This window comes from Oceanisphaera ostreae, from assembly GCF_042676125.1.
GTDB lineage: Bacteria > Pseudomonadota > Gammaproteobacteria > Enterobacterales > Aeromonadaceae > Oceanimonas > Oceanimonas ostreae.
The window spans coordinates 169,276-187,228 of record NZ_JBHTJS010000002.1 but is presented as its reverse complement, the minus strand read 5'-3'; the positions used below and the strand labels follow the sequence as shown (position 1 = coordinate 187,228).

Genomic DNA, 17,953 nt, shown 5'->3' with positions numbered 1-17,953 from the left:
GCATGAGCCTAACGCTGTTTTCTACCGATGGTTGCCACCTGTGCGAACAGGCATGGGAGTTATTGGAACAAACCGGTTTAAGTAGTCACACCCAGCTGAAAGATATTATTGACGACGAACGGTGGCTGGCCGCTTATGCGGTACGCATCCCGGTGCTGCGCCGCAACGACGGCGGTGAGCTGGATTGGCCGTTTACGGCTGCCGACATTCTTGAATTTAGTAGAGTGACTTAATGAGTTTATTGACCCTGCAAAACGCCCAGTTGGCGTTTGGTGATGCCCCGTTATTAGATGGCATCGAATTTAATATTCAGGCCGGAGAGCGGGTCTGTATTGTGGGCCGTAATGGTGCCGGCAAGTCGACCTTAATGAAGGTGATTGCCAACGAATTACAGTTAGACGACGGCCGCCGTCAGTTGCAACAGGGCATTAATATTGCCCGATTGGAGCAAGATCCCCCTCAAGTTGACGACGATCAAACCGTATTTGACTATGTGGCCGGTGGTTTAGCTGAAACGGGTGCCTTGCTTGCCAAGTACCATCACCAGTTAGAACTGGTGGCTCACGACTGTTCAGAAAAAGTAATGAACGAGTTGATGCGCCTGCAAGAACAAGTAGAAGTGGCCGACGGCTGGCAGTTTGAAACCCGCATTAATCAAAGTTTGACCTTGTTAGAGTTGGATGGCGACACCCGCTTAAACGATTTGTCTGGTGGTTGGTTGCGTAAAGTAGCCTTAGCGCGCGCACTCACTAATGACCCAGAAATCTTATTATTGGATGAGCCGACCAACCACTTAGACATTGACGCCATTGCGTGGTTAGAAAACTTTTTGTTAGATTTTAAAGGCGCTATCGTCTTCGTCAGTCACGACCGTGCCTTTATTCGTAAGATGTCTACCCGCATCGTCGATCTCGACCGTGGCAAGCTATCTAGCTGGCCGGGTAACTACGACGATTACTTGGTAAACAAAGAAGAAGCGCTGCGCGTAGAAAGCGAGCAAAATGCCTTGTTTGATAAGCGATTAGCTCAAGAAGAAGCCTGGATCCGCCAAGGTGTGAAGGCGCGTCGTACGCGTAACGAAGGCCGAGTGCGTGCTCTTAAAGAATTACGCGTTGAGCGCGGTGATCGTCGTGAAAGTATCGGCAAGGTTAATGTGACGCTGGACGACGTACGCCGTTCTGGCAAGATTGTGTTTGAAGCTGAAAACTTGAATTTCTCTTACGAAAACAATCAGTTGTTAACCAACTTCTCGACCTTAATTCAGCGTGGTGACAAAATTGCGCTGGTGGGTCCGAACGGTTGCGGTAAGAGTACGCTCATTAAGCTATTGCTGGGTAAACTGGAAGCCGACTCCGGTACGCTGAAATGCGGCACCAAGTTAGAAGTGGCATATTTTGACCAGTACCGTGAGCAGTTAGATCCTGAGCGCACCGTGATGGACAACTTGGCCGAAGGTAAACAAGAAGTGGAAGTGAATGGCCGCAGCCGTCATGTGCTGGGTTATTTGCAAGACTTTTTGTTTGAACCTAAGCGCGCTCGTACGCCGGTAAAAGCGTTGTCGGGCGGCGAGAAAAACCGCCTATTGTTAGCGCGCCTGTTTTTAAAGTCCAGCAACCTGTTGGTGCTCGATGAGCCAACCAACGACTTGGATGTAGAAACCCTAGAGCTGCTGGAAGAACTGCTGGCCGATTACAAAGGCACCTTGTTGTTGGTAAGTCACGACCGTGACTTTATTGATAACACCGCCACCCATTGCTGGTTATTTGAAGGCGAGGGTAAGGTCAGCGAGTTTGTAGGTGGTTATCAAGATATGCAGCATCAGTTGTCGTATCGCGCGCCTGCTCAAAAAGCAGATCTTGGCAACAAAGCTAAAGGCGCAGACAAGCAGCCAACCGCTAAGGTTGAAGCTAGCAGCCCTGCGGCTAAAAGCACCAAGAAATTACCTTACAAAGTGCAGCAAGAGCTGAACGGTTTACCCGCCAAGCTTGAGCAGCTAGAGCAAAAAATTGAGTCGTTGCAAAAAACGGTGAATGCGCCAGAATTCTTCAGCAAAAGCGAAGATAAGACGCAAGCGACCTTGCAGCAGCTAGCCGACGTGGAAGCCGAGTTTGAAACCGCGTTTGCCCGTTGGGAAGAGCTAGAAGCACAAAGCTAGAACACCGCTGTAAGCTATCAGCCGTAAGCTAAAGCTAAAATCCAAACACCCCCAAGCTCAGCACGGGGGTGTTTTTTTGGCTGCTTGTTTTTATCTTTTTTAGTAGCTACTCCTTTTCAGATCTAATCACTATTTTCTGTGCGTTCCGAGTTCTTCCATGGCAAAAGTAGGTGTTAGTGCTTGGTGTGATATGAGAATGAGTGTTTGCCGACAAGCACCGCTGCTTGGCATTGACTTATCGCGTATGACGTAAAGCGTACGGCTTACTTCCGTCAATTTTCGTCGTATTTGATAAATAAAAAAGGGCTGTATCATCAGGGATTAACGGCAACTTTGCGTATTTGGTTAAAGTTTAGCCTTGATGTTCACTGTTAATTGCACTATCCATAAGGGGCGGTGGTTAGCGAATGAGCTAGTTTGTAAGACCATCGCATGCACTTTTTGTTGAGCACTTTTGTATACTTTTTGTTTACACACTTTGTTTAAAACATGAGGGTTATACCTATGAAGAGACAAAAACGTGACCGTTTGGAAAGAGCGCGTACTCGCGGTTACCAAGCAGGCGTCAGTGGACGATCTAGAGAACATTGCCCCCATTCCGACATTGATGCCAAAGGGTACTGGTTAGGGGGATGGCGAGATGCCATGGAAGATAAAGGCTCAGGCCTCTTCATACGCTAAATTCAAATAAAAAAGGCCCCGAGCAATCGGGGCCTTTTTAGTTGTTACCAATACTCTTCACTCTTCACCCAAAGGTTAGAACTTAGAGGTATCAGTAAACAAACCTACTTTTAGATCTTTGGCTTCATAGATAACGCGGCCATCTACTTCTACTGTGCCATCGGCAATACCCATGATCAGCTTACGCCAAATAACGCGCTTCAACGTAATCTTGTACGTCACTTTCTTAGCCGTTGGCAGAATTTGGCCGGTAAATTTCACTTCACCCACACCGAGAGCACGTCCTTTACCTGGTCCGCCTTTCCAACCTAAGAAAAAGCCAACTAGCTGCCACATGGCATCTAAGCCTAAACAACCGGGCATGACGGGGTCACCGGGAAAGTGGCAACCAAAAAACCATAAGTCTGGGTTAATGTCTAATTCGGCAATAATCTCGCCTTTGCCATGCTCGCCACTTTCATCACAAATGTGGGTGATGCGGTCCATCATTAGCATGTTAGGAGCAGGCAGCTGGCTGTTACCGGGGCCAAATAATTCACCCTGGCTGCAAGCCAATAGCTCTTCTTTAGTAAAGGCGTGTTTGCCCAATTCTTTCTGCGATGGGATATCTTGTGAAGGCATACTTTCACTATTCCGTTATGTTCAGGCCTGAGCCTAGCGTGTAAATTGGCGTCACTTTAGCGAACAGTTGTTCGCCAGACAAGTCCGATCACTTTAGCGTCGGAACAAGCGCCGTAAAAAACCTGTGTCTATTGAATGACCATTTAGGTCATCAAGCCGATCTCTAATGCGGCCAAACAAGGTGTCGGGTTGCTCTACATCACCCGCCACACAGCCGGTAAGCAGCTCTATGGCTTGTGTTACATGTGTAACGGGATGAATATGAAATCTTCCTGCCGCGACGGCGGCGACCACTTCATCCGAGAGGTTTAATTGCAGTCGATTACTGGCCGGCAAAATAATGCCTTGCTGGCCAGTAATTCCCTGAATTTTACACAATCGGTAAAAGCCTTCTATTTTCTCGTTAACGCCACCCACCGGCTGCACGTTACCAAACTGATCCACTGCACCAGTTACGGCAAAGTGTTGATAAAGCGGCTCTTTAGCCAGCGCCGACAGCAGGGCGCATAAACCGGTGAGCGAGGCGCTGTCGCCGTCTATTTCATGGTATGACTGTTCAAATACTAAGGTAGCTGATAATGGAGAAGGGTGCTCAGCACCAAACACATTGGCCAAGTAGCCTTGAATAATCATCATCGCCTTGGCGTGAATATGACCGGCTAACTCGGCTTTGCGCTCAATGTCAGACACATCGCCATCACCCAAATGTACGGTGGCGGTTAAGCGTACCGGCTCACCAAAGTCATAAGGATGACCGGTAATTTGCAATACCGACAGCCCGTTAATTTGACCAACTTCTTTACCTTGAGTTTGCAGCAGATATTGGCCATCACGTACGCCTAAATCTGACTGTTCAATTAAAAAGCTCAAGCGATAGTCTTGCTCTTGCTGAGCTTGCGCGACATGGACCTCACTAATTAGCGGGCATTGTTCGCGCCGCGCAATTACATCGGCTAACTGCATCATGGCCACTAACTCGGCCTCAACCAAAGACAGCTTATGTTGATGATCGGTCAGTCGACAGGCATAACGGCACAGCCTGGCAATGGCACTAATGTCCATGTCTAATAGTCGGTTTTTCTGCCGTAAGTACGACAAAAAGCCCAAGTAACGAGGCAATTCTGCGCTTACATCCCATTCAGGAACAATATCGGCGCGCAAAAAGGCTAAGGTGTCGAGTTCGCGGTCAAGTAGATACAGCTCAGCGACCGCCATGCGATCTCCCACCAACACCAAATGAATATCCAGCGGCGGCGGCTCAGGCTGAAAGTAAAACGCCGACATGTCAGCCGGGCGACTCCACTCAATTTGGCGGGTGACCAAGGCGTTTTTAAGCCTAAACCAAAGATGCGGCTGATCTAATAGTTCTTCGATGGGCACAATTAAATAGCCGCCATTAGCCTGATGTAGCAATCCAGGCTCTAGCAGATGATGATGACTAAATACCGACCCTTGCTCGGTTTGAAAGTGCACGGCGCCAAATAGCTGCTCTGGGGTGAACTGGCGCGCATACACTACCGGCATGGTGGTGTCGTGGCGATGTACCATCAAGTTAATTAATACCGGGTGACTAAAGCCTTGCCCTGCCGCAACATGCTGAGATAGCAAGGAGAGGTAGTCGGCAATTTTGCTATCATTATCCTGCTTTTTTAAGATGCGCTGCACAATGTGCTCGGCTTCTAAATGGCGAGACGATAATTCTAACAACTGGCCCACCAGCTCACAAAATACTTGGCCGGTGCCTGCTTTTAGCCTCAGCCAAATGGGCTTTTGCGGATGATTAAGATTTTCTGCATAACACAGGTCAAACAAGTCGGCATGATTCGCGTGTTTTTTTACCAGGTTGTCTACCAGCTCTTCATAATCAACGCCGCAAAAACCATTTAGTAATAAAATGGGATTCGCCGCGTTTAATGCCGACAAAGTGGCAAAAGCGGAATCTGCACGGGCTTGCAGTGTACTAAACGCGGTGGGTGGTACCTCGTTAAGCGTCGCAATATCGGGCAGAGTAAAAACAGGGTTCAGTTCGACGGGACTCAGTGGCTGCACTCAAAAACTCATCAACATTGGTAAATTCCCGCCAGTATACTGCAGCCAGCCTTGGGGTCGACAGCTTGATGACCAATATGTGTCAAAAAGCCGCTTTAACGGGCAATAGTCACCTCGAATGCTGATTATTTGAGCATCCTTGCGCAGAGTCATCAAAAATTTCCGCGATTAACCGTGAGCTTATCTGAGCGAACATGGGCCAATAGAGACAAAAAAGCCTACGCCTTACGCTGTAGGTAAAGACCAACACGGTCGATTGGTTTCGAGGTAGCCTTTAACGTAAGGCGTAAAGCTGTATTTACCTCCGATAATCCGCCAACTGCACCACGTTATTGACTCTGGGCATATCTGCATAAGGGCAGGGGAAGTCGCCTACCTTAGTCTGGGGATATTCAGTGGCGGCTAAGCCCGAACCAAAGCGAAATAAGGTGTCGTCTAATAAACGTACCATAGGTCGAAAGCGCGCTTTAGATGTGCCGATCTTCTTGTATAACTGATTAATATGCATGGCCAAGCTATAGCAATGCTCTTCTTCTAAATACGCAAGGCCTTCTTGCTCTAGCGTTTGCATAAACCAAGCTCGCGCATCGGTAATATGACCGTTAATGCTGGCGTCGTAATTATTCACCCAATGGGTATGACAATGCTGATGAGTGAAGGCGTCTACCATCAGTGGTAGTTCGTCATCGGTAATGGCCCCGCTGTCTACGGCTAAATGCAGTGCTTCATTACCCCAGCGCTCTAGTAGCACCTGCTCAAGTTCAATTTGACTGGGTGGTGCCATAAAGGGCAGAAAAATCACATAGCGGCTATAGGCTTCCATGGCCACAATGGTGTGATAGGGCTGTAAGCGGTCATTGCCATGTTCTAATAAATGACATTGCCAAGAAACTCGGTCAAAGCCGGTGCTAAGCGGCTGGGTGCCAATGCGTTTACCATCTGCACTGGGTATGCGCGGCAAAGATAATGATAGCCAGCGCGCCAAGGCATTACTGACCGAGATAGTGATATTCATACAGCTCCATCATGAGGTTTTTAGTTAAATGGTGGGTGAAAGTGCTAACTTATTGTACAAATTTTGACGTTAACGCTAAATAAAGGAACTATTTAGCCGATATAACTAAAAAGCAGAGCATGTTAAATATGCTTGCCGTTATAATAAAGAAAATAGCGACAAAATAATATGCAAGCTAGACAAGAGCGGTTGGTTAATTGACTTTATCTAGCTTGTGCCACCCGAACAGCGGTTATCAGCCATTTTAGACTCTATACTAAAGCGCTTGCCTCTGTTCCACTAAGGGCATGACTTATGAGAAAGAACCATCCTGTTACTAACAGAGAAAAAGCTTTTGTTACCCAAGGAAAGCTAATTACTGTTACCGACAGAAGTGGCAATATTACCGAGTGTAATGATGCTTTTGTAGAAATGAGCGGCTTTTCCCGCGAAGAGTTACTTGGTCAGCCCCACAATATAGTACGCCACCCCGATATGCCTGCCGAGGCGTTTAAGGTTATGTGGTCACACCTTCAAGCGGGTAAACCCTGGATGGGCGTGATTAAGAACCGCTGTAAAGATGGCGGTTTTTATTGGGTCGATGCCTATGTCACCCCCATGACCGCTAACGGTGAAATTGTTGGGTATGAGTCGGTACGATCTTGCCCCAAAAAGGCTGATATCGCTCGCACCCAGCGCCTTTATGCCAAGATACAACAAGGTAAAAACACGCAGCCACGTCTCAATATCGTCCCTCATCAGCTGTTTTTATTGCTGGCGTTGCTCAGCTGGGGCGGCTTGTTACAGGCGGGATATAGCACTGTGGCTCAAGGCGTGTTGGTGGCTGCCGTGGTTATTTATGCCTTTTGGGCACATCAAGTAAGAATGACCTCCGTTGCCTCATTGAATGGGCTGCTTAAAAATGTCTTTTCTCACGAATTAGCAGTGCAAAGTTACACCGACGATAAAGGCGGTATTGGTAAGCTAAAAGTCGCCATTCTGAGTGAAGTCGCTCATCTGGGAACGGTAATTAGTCGTATCGAAAACGCGGCAAAAAATGTGGCGACCGAAACTGATATCGGCTTTACCTTAACCCAGGGCTCCCGCGCAGAAATTGAATGCCAGCAGGCTGAAACCCAGCAGGTTGCTACGGCCATGAACGAGATGACCACTACCATTGCCGAAGTGTCTCGACACGTTAATGACACCGCGACGTCTGCTGATATTGCCAACGGCTTAGTCGCGCAAGGTACGGCGATTGCCGATGTGACGAAACAGTCCATTGAAACACTGCGCAATACGGTGACCGACATTAGTCAATCGGTGTCGGCGGTATCAGAACAAACCGAGAATATTGCCAAGGCGGCACAAATGATTGAGCAAATTGCCGATCAAACTAACTTGCTCGCACTTAATGCGGCCATTGAAGCGGCTCGTGCCGGTGAGCAGGGTCGTGGGTTTGCCGTGGTGGCAGATGAAGTGCGCAATTTGGCTAAGCGCACTCAAGAGTCCACTCAAGAAATTTACAGTATTGTGAACGAGCTAACCTCGCGCGCCAATAATGCCGTTACGGTGGCTAATCAGGGGGCGGTATATGCTGAAGAAGGTGTGGCGCGGGTAGTGGAAAGTGGGGTGATGCTGAACGGTATTTCTGAGGCGGTGGGCAATATTGCTAACATGTCTACGCAAATGGCGGCGGCAGTAGAGCAGCAAGCGCATGTAGCCGAGGACATTAATCGCCAAGTGGTGAACATTTCTGAACTGGCGGACTCCAGTGCCGACAGCGCCACTAAGGCCTCTACCTCACTTTCGCACCTAAAGAACATTGCCGGTGACTTACACGAGCTGGTGGTACGATTTAAACAGGGCTAGACATAGCTGTACGTGATACGCCTTACTTTAAAGATAAGTCCGTCTTTTGTAGCCGCTGCTTCAGCTGCGTAATTCTGCGAAGCAGGATAGCTTTAAATCCCGCTGAGATGGGACTAGCAGCGCTAGCATACAAAACACCGTTATACGCCTTACGTTAAAGACACCCCGCCTTTTGTAGACCGCTGCTTTAGCTGGCGGTCCTGTAGAGCAGGGTGGCTTATTATCTTTAGACTTACCGCTTACCGCTTACCGCGCCCTCTTATGGTTGTGGCTCTTGGCACACAAACACTAGCGCCTTAAGGCCTGCTTCGGGCTCTATGTCTGCAAACTCGCTGGGGTTATCTAGCCGCTCTACAAACTGCAAGCTGGGCGCGTGCTCGGCCATGCTGTCTATTAAGAACTGGCTCGCCACCGCTGGCGCATTTACGCAGGCCAGCACCTGACCGCCGGGCGCTAATAGCTCCGGCAGGCGGCGCAATATTTTGTGATAATCTTGGGTTAACGCAAAGCTGCCTTTTTGAAACGAGGGTGGGTCAATAATAATTACTTCATACGGCCCCAGCTGGCGTAGTCTGCCCCACGACCGAAATACATCATGACCAAGAAAGGTGACCTTACTTAAATCATGCTGGTTTAAGCGGTGATTGTCTCGGCCTCGGCTAAGCATGCCTTTAGCCATGTCTAGGTTTACCACCTGCTTGGCGCCACCGGCAATGGCGGCGACGGAAAAGCCACAGGTATAGGCAAACAAATTTAGTACCCGCTTACCCTCTGCGTGCTGGCGCACCCACTCTCGGCCTAAGCGCATATCGAGAAATAAACCGTGATTCTGATTGCGGCCCAGCACCAATTGATACTGTAACCCTTGCTCGCAGACCACGGGCTCTGGCTTAAGCTCGCCCCATATCACCTCGATGGGGGATTTTGGCCGGCTGCGATGCTGCACTAATATTGCTTGGCCACCACTTTGTTGCCAAGCGTCTTGCTCACTAAACGCCAATAACCCCGTTGTTAATTCGGCTAAAAAATCGGGCTCTGGCTCTTTAAACAAAGACACCAATACCTGATCACCCAACCAGTCGGCCGTTAACTGCTCAAGCCCCGGCCAGCAGCGACCACGGCCATGAAACAAACGGCGCAGCTCTTTTGGATTTTCGGCTTGATGCTCAGTAAAGCGAGCGTCAAGCTCGGTATAAAAAACGGGTAGGGCAGTGGTGTCCATAAAACGCTCGGCTAACAAAATAGACGGCTATTTTAGCAGCCTGATCCCATAAGGCCAAACCTTGGGGCGCGCTACATTGTCCGTTAAAACAGCGGCCAAAGACGTCTAGAAGCTAGCTGTTTTTTATATAAAGAGCATCGGTAGGCCAGCGTAACTGGATGGTTTAAATACCGGAGCTAATCCGGCATTTTTTGTTGAGAAAGGTTTGATCACTAGCTGATACCGCTGATCGCTGCTAGCTTTATTTAGTCCGTTTAGTCATGTTGCGGCGGTTGGCTTTTTTATCCCGTGGTGCGCGTTTGCTGCGCGCTTCACTGGCAGGTTGATCCGTGACTGTAAAGCCGGCCAACGTTTGCAAAGGCAAGGCTTCGCCGGTGAGCTCACGAATAGCGGCCAGTGCCTGCGCTTCGCCATGACACACTAACGAAATTGCCATGCCCGTTAAGCCTGCCCGTGCAGTGCGCCCCACACGGTGTACATAAACCGGCGCACTGGGCGGTAGATCCAAATTGACCACCACCGGTAGTGCCGTTACATCAATGCCGCGTGCTAACAGGTCGGTGGCCACTAACACCTTAATATCGCCATTCTTAAAGGCCAACAATGCCTGTTCGCGTTCTACTTGGTCTTTTTCGCCGTGTAAGGCCAGCGCCAAAATGCCTGCTTTATTTAAACGCTTGCTCAGCGCATCCGCATTGTCACGGGCATTAATAAACACCAACACCTGCTGAGCGCTTAACGACTCTTTCAGCAATGCAATCAACGCCTGAGCTTTGCTGCCTTTATTGACCAAATAACACGTTTGCGCAACCCCCTCGACCACGCTGTTTTGGCTGCCCACCGCAAAGCGCTGCGCATTGGGTGCTAACTCTTGTAACTGCGCTTCTAACTCCACAGGCAAGGTGGCAGAAAACAATAGCTGTTGCTGCAGGGCGGGCATGGCGGCCATCAGCTTTTGTATATCTGGCCAAAAGCCCATTTCTAGCAAACGATCTGCTTCATCTAACACTAAGTGCTGTACGGCCTTCAATGAAATCAACTTTTGCTTCAGCAAGTCTAATAAGCGGCCCGGTGTGGCAATTACGATTTGTGCGGGCTGTTCATTAAAATCAGCCACCTGTTGCTCTACATCTACGCCGCCACACAAGGTGGTTAATCTCAGCGACACGCTGTGTGCTAAAGGCGCAAGCACCTCACTAATTTGTGCGGCTAGCTCGCGAGTGGGCACAATCACCACGGCGCGCATGTGCGCACGGCTATAAGGCGCCGTAAGGGCGTTCGTGTGATCAGTGCTCTCGTTAAGCGCCGCGGTAAGTTGCTGCAATAGCCCCAAACCAAAGGCTAAGGTTTTGCCACTGCCGGTGGGCGCTAATGCCAACACGTCTTGGCCGGCAATAATAGAAGGCAACGCTTGCTGCTGCACGGCGGTAGGTACTTGAAATTGGGCGGGCAGGGCGGCGAGCAAATCTGGATGAAGCGAAAGCGCGGTAAAGGACATGTAAATACCAACAGAGAAGGGGAGCGAAAGTCTAAACAGCCAGAGCTGACAAGTAAACTGTCTTGATTAGTGACAGTGAGTAGCATAAACGACTGTTTCTGTGAGTGTAGCCTCGGGTAATCTCGAGACCAAGCAGGATAAAACACTAATAATTACGGGTTTGCGGGGCAAGGCGGCCGAATCGAGTTCAACCATCCTGCCTAGCACCAGATAAAGGCGGGGCGAGACAGCTGCGAATAGCTCGTGGCCGGACTCGTTAAAGCACCCCGTCCGATAGGAAGTTGTGTTTATCGTACATTTTGGTTGTCAAATATCATTATTACCTTCGGGTAAAGAAATAGCAGCGACCCTTACCGAAAGATGTTTCTACGACATCGAAGCAGCTATTTTAAAAGCGTAAGATAAAACGTAAATAAATTTAAACAAACGCCTGGGGGATCCGGTTCTCCCAGGCGTTTATTGCTTACCGATAAGTATCTATTGCGTGCTCTCAATAGGCTGGGAACCTTATTGGGCCGCCAGCTTGTCTTGCACGCTACTCACCTTGTCCGCCATGGTCTGATCTCGGTCAACCCGGGTGCCGACCTTCATGTGGCTGGTAATGCGCACCGCACCGGCCGCATGCAGATCTTCGTGGCAGCGCTTTACCGCCGCCATCACCTCTTCCCATTCACCTTCCACGTTGGTGCCGTAGCCATGCATGCTATGGGTAAGGCCGGCCTCTTCAAATATCTTCTGGCACATGGCCACGTAAGGCGAAACCGAAGTGCCCACGCCGCCGGGTGACACCATGATATCCATTAATACGTACATCAGCATTTTCCTTATTTACGGGGAGTGAGGCTATATTCAACTTGATGCTGGCGCCAGCACAAGAGCCAGTCTTACACCACCTGTTGGCCAGTCTGGAAAATATCAATTATGCCAACATACATATAAGAGGCCTACCAAGAATCCAGTCAATGAAGCTGGCGCCGAGTTTAAGCCCCATACAAATACACCGTAAAGTAATGGCAAGTGGTGCCCGCTAGCACCCACAAATGCCAGATAAAGTGACCGAAGGGCAGGCGGTCGTCTAATACAAAGAACACTACGCCGAAGGTGTAACTTAAGCCGCCGGCCACTAGCCAGTAAATACCTTCAATGGGCATGGTGGCCAGCAGGGGCTTGAAAGCGACCACGATCACCCAGCCCAAGTCATCCACAGGGCTATAGTTTTATTACTACCGAGGAAGGGCGGATTTGGCCCTATTATGCGCCGTACCAATATATTGCAAAGTAGTGGAAAGTCGTACCAGCCAGCACCCACAGATGCCAGATGAAGTGGCCAAAGGGTAGACGATCATCAAGTACAAAAAAGATGACACCGAGGCTATAGCTGACGCCACCAGCCACGAGCAAATAGATCCCATCAATCGGCATTGCTGCTATGAGAGGTTTTAACGCTACGACTATTATCCAGCCCATGAGGAGGTATAAGCTGGTAGACAAAGAGATCGGCAGATGTTGTGCGAAAAGCTTGAGGAAAACACCTACAAAAGCTATTGACCAAACCACGGCCAGCAAGGTCCATCCCCAAGGGCCATTGAGCACACCAAGCAGGATCGGCGTGTAAGTCCCGGCAATCAGTAAGAAAATGGCGCTGTGCTCTATTACTCGAAAGGCATGCTTTGCTTTGCCCACAGGTAGGAAATGATAAATGCTCGATGTAAGGTACATAAATATAATCGTAGTAGCAAAAACACACGCACCAGCCACGAAGAGGCCGCCACCAGTGTGGCTAGCTTGAACGATAAGAAATGGGGTACCTACAACGGCAGCTACCAAGCCCGCTACATGACTAAGCGTGTTTGCTGCCTCTTCAGCTCCTGATTGAGTTCGTGAATAGCCTTTTTTATTAAACATATCTAGCCTCGAAAGTGAAAAAAATATCGGATTAAGCTAACGAATAGAGCGTAGAATCAACTTGGATTAGTGTGCTGGTGGGGCGTTTATAATTAGGTTCTAATTTTTAAAAATATTTATTAATCCGACATTCCGCACCTAGTTTTCTGATTTATTTTTCTTGACACGGATCCGCCAGTTTGATCTATTACTTCTATTTGGCGGCAGTATCATGACAACTCCTTCTTATCGCATCAAGAATCTCGACCATCTAGGCCTAGTGGCTGGAATGTGCCGTGAGCTCGGGCTGGCACGGATGGTTGACGCTATCCTGCCGAAGCAGGCGGAGCATCATGTCACCCATGGCGAAGCCCTTGTTGCTATGATTATCAATGGCTTAGGGTTTCATAGCCGAACCTTACATATGGTGCCACAGTTTTTCGCCGATAAGCCGACCGAACGCCTACTGCGTCCCGGAGTCTTGCCCGAGCACCTTAATGATGATGCGTTAGGTCGGTGTCTCGATGCGCTGTTTGATGCCGATGTTTCCTTGCTCTACCAAGCTATGGCGGAGCAAGTCGTCACTCAATTAGGCTTAAATAGCAGCACCGTTCACCTTGATATCACCAGTTTTCATGTGGATGGTGCTTATGCTCAGGATGAAGATTCGGCAGGCATTCAGCTCGTTAAAGGCTACAGCCGCGATCATAGGCCCGAGCTGAATCAAGTGGTGTTGGAGCTCATTTGCGAGAACGTAGCGGGAATTCCCGTTTATATGCAGGCGATGAGCGGAAATACCAATGATCAGAGAGCCTTTTCTGACGTCATTCGCCACCACGTACAGTCTTTAAAGTCGGCACAACAAAGCCGTTACTTTATCGGCGATGCCGCCTTGTATACCGCGGAGTCTATCTTAGCGCTACATCAGCAAGATCAATTGTTTGTTACCCGTGTACCGATGACATTAAAAGACTCCAAGCACGCCGTCTCGTCCCTCAAAACAGACCAGCTGGAAGCGCTGGGAGAGGGCTATTATGGCTACAGGCTCGAGGCTGACTATGCCGGCGTTCCCCAACGTTGGTTGATGGTGCGTAGTGAGCAGGCAACGCATCGGGAACAAAAGACCGTGATCAAAAACCTGCTTAAAACAGGTACCCAAGAGCTCAAGCAGTTCCAAAAGCTATGTAAAAAAGTCTTTGCCTGCCAGCAAGATGCAGAACAAGCATTGGCTGATTTTTGCAGCGGACTCAGTGTGTTACGGATAGAAGATGGCGCATCAATAGCCCACCCAGCCTTTAGTGGCAAAGGCCGACCTAAAAAAGGTCAAGCTCCGGATAGCATCGAATATCTGCTCACCGGACAGGCCGTGACGTGCCTCAAAAAGGTGGCTGAGGCCAAAGAGCAATCAGGAATTTTTATCTTAGCCACCAACGACATGAGCGATGATCTTGATATGGCTGGGTTGCTTGCCGCCTATAAGTCTCAACAGACTGTTGAGCGCGGCTTCCGGTTCTTGAAAAGCCCTGACTTTATGGTCTCTTCTCTGTTTTTGAAAAAGCCAGAGCGCATCGAGGCATTGTTGATGATCATGACCTGTAGTCTGATGGTTTACTCTGCGTTAGAGCACCGGATCCGCCAGTCTCTACGGCAGAAAGACCTGACTTTCCCCGATATGAAGAATAAGCCGAGTCAAACTCCCACGGCCCGCTGGGTATTCCAATGCTTCGGCGGCATTCATGAGCTGGGTGTAGGAGAAGCGCCGCCACTCATTGTAAACCTTCAGCCTCCGCAGCAGACTATCGTTAACGCTCTCGGGGAACTCTACCTCACTATTTATTCTTAAATCAGGTGCGGAATGTCGGATTAATATTATAATGTTTTATTTTTAGTGAGATGTAGCAAGCTTTTTATGGGGCCTTGAATAGCATTTATTATGATCCACTGAGAGTTTAATATATACATGCGGCACACCTTAATACAAGGGGATTACCTTGTATTTTCACCCCCAAAAAGACAGGAAGGGTCATCAATATAAGTGGTTTTTATTGACGATTGTTGATACTATATACACAAGGTTTGGTTTGGTACCCAGACTGGTTTCTCAAAATAATGAATCGCGGGATTGGCGTTCCGCATAAGAGCCCATCATAGATGGGCCTCTTTTTTCCTTTGCTATTCTGGCATTTTGCGGTCTCTGATAATCATTGCCATTCTTGACTTGTCATTGTGTTCTATTTTGTAGCTTCTCACTCTCTTCTTGTTGATTGTGATTTGTCCTTCGCTCTTTGTATCTAGTGCAAACAGTCTCTTCAATAGTGAGCTTGCAACTCTTCCGCCTGTACTAGAGATTGTGATGTCGCCAAAGTGCTTATTCAGTGCGACGATTGTCCTGATGCGCATTCCGTTGCTGTATTCAATTGAGCCCTTTTTTACCCAGTCTGCAAGCCTCTGCGCGTCTTCTGAGTTATAGCTTCCGGTCATTGTCTTAGTGTCTATGTTCAGAATGCTCAGTGCCTCTTTTATAAACATGACCATGATCACCTCTGATGCGTTACTCAATTTGCTCAGCTTGTGTGTTCTGTTGTAGTTCCTGACTATCTTCTGACCGCTTCCATTGGCATCCAAAGCGATAATCTCTGGGGTAATGGCATCGGTCCTTTTCATTTTGAAGGCCTTGCGAATATCGTAGGCCGCAAGCATGTGCTGTTCGTCTTCCTGAGCGTACCCAGCGAGCCCCCTGATTGAATTGGCTTCTGCATCTGATAAAGGCCTTGCTGCAATCAAAGAATTGCTTCTGGCTTCGTTCTCAAGCTCTTGGCCTCTCTTTGTGATCTTTCTTCCTTCCTTGGCTGCATCTTCATTACTATCAACAAGTTTGACGGCCCAGCCTTTCTGCTCCGCTGCAATCAAAACATAATTTGCGTAATTGTTTCTGTCTCTATTTTCCTGGGTGATTCGCTCAATAACCAGCATGACGCCTGGATTTCTTGAGTATTCAGCTAAAGAGCCAGGCCCCATTTTGCTTGCATCCATGCTCTCATTCATCTCAAGTGCCAAAACAATCATAGGGTCTGTTGGGTAATTTTTCGGCTCGGGCGTGATACTGAAGTTAACCCTTGGCACATCGCGAAACCTGCGCATGCTTTGAATTGCGCTTCTAGGGCTGATTGTTTGATGCGCTAGGATTGACACTTCTGTCACGCCAGTGTTGGTGAATGAATTCCCTGAGCTAATAACAGGCGAGAACTGAGTGTAGTTGTGGTCTCTGATTATCACCTCCAGCTCATTGATGAAGCTGACCGGGTCCTTGTCGACTAGACTTGCTGCGTCAATCATCAAGGCTCTGCGTTCTTCTTCTTCCCTTGCTCTAAACAAAGCCCTAAATTCCGACTTATTTTTGTTATGTGATGCGTCAACAAATGCAGCAATACTGCCGCCGGAATTCATTACTTCGCTGATTCTCGCATTGTTTTCCGCATGGTTTTTGAATACGTTAATTTGTATTTTTTCTTTGTTCACAAATGAAACAGGGCTTACAATATGTATTTTTTTTCCGGTATTTTTCGCAAGCATGTTGACTGTGTGATCGCTGATTGTTCCGTCAGCCATAACAACATATTTTTTTTCTTTGATAAGCTTCATAAACCCAGACATCATCTCAGTACGAGCTAGCAAGCATTTGCTCACAGCCTTGCCCGTTAAGTGATTAAGGGCTTCCTCAATCTCTTCGATGATAATCGCATTCGATTCATTCTCCCTGTAGTTTTCGAATAACGGGAAAAAAAGAGAGTTTATAACCGAACCGACACCAGTAGGCTGCTTACCAAAAGGATTCTTGAGAGCTTCCCTTAGTGCGGGATTTTGATAGTGATACTTAGCATCAATGGTCTGAGCCGTCAGCAGTTTTCTCGGGCTCGTGATGATTGGAAACAAGCCCATTTCCATGAATGCTTCAAATGCTGGGAGCGTTCCATTCTGTGTTTTTCCAGAGCCAAGATCGCCATCAAGAATATAAATGCCGGGGTTGTTTTTGATGTGTTCAATCAGGTTTTCGTCATAATCCATTTTAAGATGAATCGTATTTTCATTACTTAGGCTAACGCTGTGTGTCTTTCTTACTTCCTCGTATATATGCTCAAGAAGTGAAACTAACTGGTTTTCCGCGTAGTCTGACGCGGACTGTCCTTCGATCATGATGTTTGGGGCTGCGCCTCTTATTGCGGCTATCGCATCCTTTCTGCTCATCTTGCTTGGAACGTCTTTTGAAAGGGAATAAGCCATGCGCCTTGTTGCCTCGATTCCTTCGTGCTTTGTTGTAGCACTAGAGAGAAGAAGCGAGGCAAGGCTCTTTTCATTCATTTTTGAAATATTAATTATTTGATTATTTTTTGCGATTGATAGGTGATGCTTTTCCGCAAGCTTTATGTGCTTGTATGCGGTCTTGCTTGTGCTATCGATGACGATATTGCAGTCATTAAGAATGCTGGCTTCTTCGATTAGTAACTCGATATTCTCAACGACGTAAGTTGTGGAGTTGCTGATTTCGTTGTGCTGCTTGTCAGTTAAGACAGCAAGGATGCAGTTATTTTTCATTGTATTTCTCATTATAATTGGCGTTAGCACAAGGTCGGTATACCTCGATAAATTAATGCTATCAGGTCAGTGTTAGATATACAATACATTAGCTGAATTAATTAATTAATTAATTTTATTCCTCTCTAGTTAATTTGTGATTATTTATTGGTTATTTGTTTTATTATCAAGGGCTTGAGTGAGATTGGTGCTTGCCAGTCGATACGATTCCTTGCTGCAAGCAAGGGCCAGTTACTTCAAAGTTTTTTGAGGGGCTGCACACAAGTCTACTTTTACTATAGTAATAATACACTTGTGTGCAGGTAATTAGGTTGGTGTTTTTTGCTCACTTTAATTTTTAATGTTGAATATCTACATAGAAAAATATTAATAAAAAATTAATGT

Annotated in this window: 14 protein-coding genes; 5 read left to right on the top strand and 9 right to left on the bottom strand. The window is 47.9% G+C overall.

Going from position 1 to position 17,953, the window contains the following annotated elements; translation table 11 throughout:
• Positions 1-2: 2 nt before the first annotated feature.
• The 3 genes from ACFQ1C_RS01240 to rmf all read left to right on the top strand — a co-directional run bounded on the left by ACFQ1C_RS01240 (position 3) and on the right by rmf (position 2,836).
• Positions 3-233 (top strand): glutaredoxin family protein, encoded by a 231-nt coding sequence (locus ACFQ1C_RS01240; RefSeq protein ID WP_379556716.1) that lies wholly within the window; start codon positions 3-5, stop codon positions 231-233.
• Positions 233-2,155 carry an ATP-binding cassette ATPase Uup gene (uup, locus tag ACFQ1C_RS01235; protein ID WP_379556715.1) on the top strand — a complete coding sequence of 641 codons (1,923 nt, stop codon included), beginning with the start codon at positions 233-235 and terminating at the stop codon, positions 2,153-2,155. Before ACFQ1C_RS01240 ends, uup begins: the two co-directional genes overlap by 1 nt.
• Positions 2,156-2,659: 504 nt before the next feature.
• The gene (gene rmf / locus ACFQ1C_RS01230) at positions 2,660-2,836 is read left to right on the top strand and encodes a ribosome modulation factor (protein ID WP_379556714.1); all 177 of its coding nucleotides are present in this window, start codon (positions 2,660-2,662) and stop codon (positions 2,834-2,836) included.
• Between the two features lie 75 nt (positions 2,837-2,911).
• Here the strand turns inward: rmf and fabA are convergent, their stop codons facing one another.
• From fabA to ACFQ1C_RS01215, 3 genes are all read right to left on the bottom strand, one after another.
• Positions 2,912-3,457 (bottom strand): 3-hydroxyacyl-[acyl-carrier-protein] dehydratase FabA, encoded by a 546-nt coding sequence (gene fabA, locus ACFQ1C_RS01225; protein ID WP_379556713.1) that lies wholly within the window; start codon positions 3,455-3,457, stop codon positions 2,912-2,914.
• Positions 3,458-3,550: 93 nt separating this feature from the next.
• A complete protein-coding gene (locus ACFQ1C_RS01220) occupies positions 3,551-5,506 on the bottom strand; it encodes a Lon protease family protein (protein ID WP_379556712.1) in 1,956 nt (651 codons plus the stop codon).
• 298 nt (positions 5,507-5,804) lie between these two features.
• Positions 5,805-6,521 (bottom strand): hypothetical protein, encoded by a 717-nt coding sequence (locus ACFQ1C_RS01215; protein WP_379556711.1) that lies wholly within the window; start codon positions 6,519-6,521, stop codon positions 5,805-5,807.
• A gap of 294 nt (positions 6,522-6,815) precedes the next feature.
• Here ACFQ1C_RS01215 and ACFQ1C_RS01210 point away from each other — a divergent pair, with 294 nt between their 5' ends.
• A complete protein-coding gene (locus ACFQ1C_RS01210) occupies positions 6,816-8,372 on the top strand; it encodes a methyl-accepting chemotaxis protein (protein ID WP_379556710.1) in 1,557 nt (518 codons plus the stop codon).
• Between the two features lie 259 nt (positions 8,373-8,631).
• Here the strand turns inward: ACFQ1C_RS01210 and ACFQ1C_RS01205 are convergent, their stop codons facing one another.
• The 5 genes from ACFQ1C_RS01205 to trhA (ACFQ1C_RS01185) all read right to left on the bottom strand — a co-directional run bounded on the left by ACFQ1C_RS01205 (position 8,632) and on the right by trhA (ACFQ1C_RS01185) (position 12,997).
• On the bottom strand, positions 8,632-9,594 hold the full coding sequence (locus ACFQ1C_RS01205) for a class I SAM-dependent methyltransferase (protein WP_379556709.1): 963 nt from the start codon (positions 9,592-9,594) through the stop codon (positions 8,632-8,634).
• A gap of 241 nt (positions 9,595-9,835) precedes the next feature.
• Positions 9,836-11,092, bottom strand: a complete 1,257-nt coding sequence (locus tag ACFQ1C_RS01200) for a DEAD/DEAH box helicase (RefSeq protein WP_379556708.1) — start codon at positions 11,090-11,092, stop codon at positions 9,836-9,838.
• 507 nt (positions 11,093-11,599) lie between these two features.
• Entirely contained in the window at positions 11,600-11,905 is a 306-nt protein-coding gene (locus ACFQ1C_RS01195; RefSeq protein WP_379556707.1) for an MTH1187 family thiamine-binding protein, read from the bottom strand.
• A 167-nt stretch (positions 11,906-12,072) separates the two neighbouring features.
• Entirely contained in the window at positions 12,073-12,297 is a 225-nt protein-coding gene (gene trhA / locus ACFQ1C_RS01190) for a PAQR family membrane homeostasis protein TrhA (protein ID WP_379556706.1), read from the bottom strand.
• 46 nt (positions 12,298-12,343) lie between these two features.
• Positions 12,344-12,997 (bottom strand): PAQR family membrane homeostasis protein TrhA, encoded by a 654-nt coding sequence (gene trhA, locus ACFQ1C_RS01185; RefSeq protein WP_379556705.1) that lies wholly within the window; start codon positions 12,995-12,997, stop codon positions 12,344-12,346.
• A 211-nt stretch (positions 12,998-13,208) separates the two neighbouring features.
• On the opposite strand from trhA (ACFQ1C_RS01185), the gene ACFQ1C_RS01180 reads away from it, so the two are divergent.
• Positions 13,209-14,819, top strand: a complete 1,611-nt coding sequence (locus ACFQ1C_RS01180; RefSeq protein WP_379556704.1) for an IS1634 family transposase — start codon at positions 13,209-13,211, stop codon at positions 14,817-14,819.
• 329 nt (positions 14,820-15,148) lie between these two features.
• On the opposite strand, the gene ACFQ1C_RS01175 is transcribed toward ACFQ1C_RS01180, so the two are convergent.
• Positions 15,149-17,569, bottom strand: a complete 2,421-nt coding sequence (locus ACFQ1C_RS01175) for a hypothetical protein (RefSeq protein ID WP_379556703.1) — start codon at positions 17,567-17,569, stop codon at positions 15,149-15,151.
• Positions 17,570-17,953: the final 384 nt, after the last annotated feature.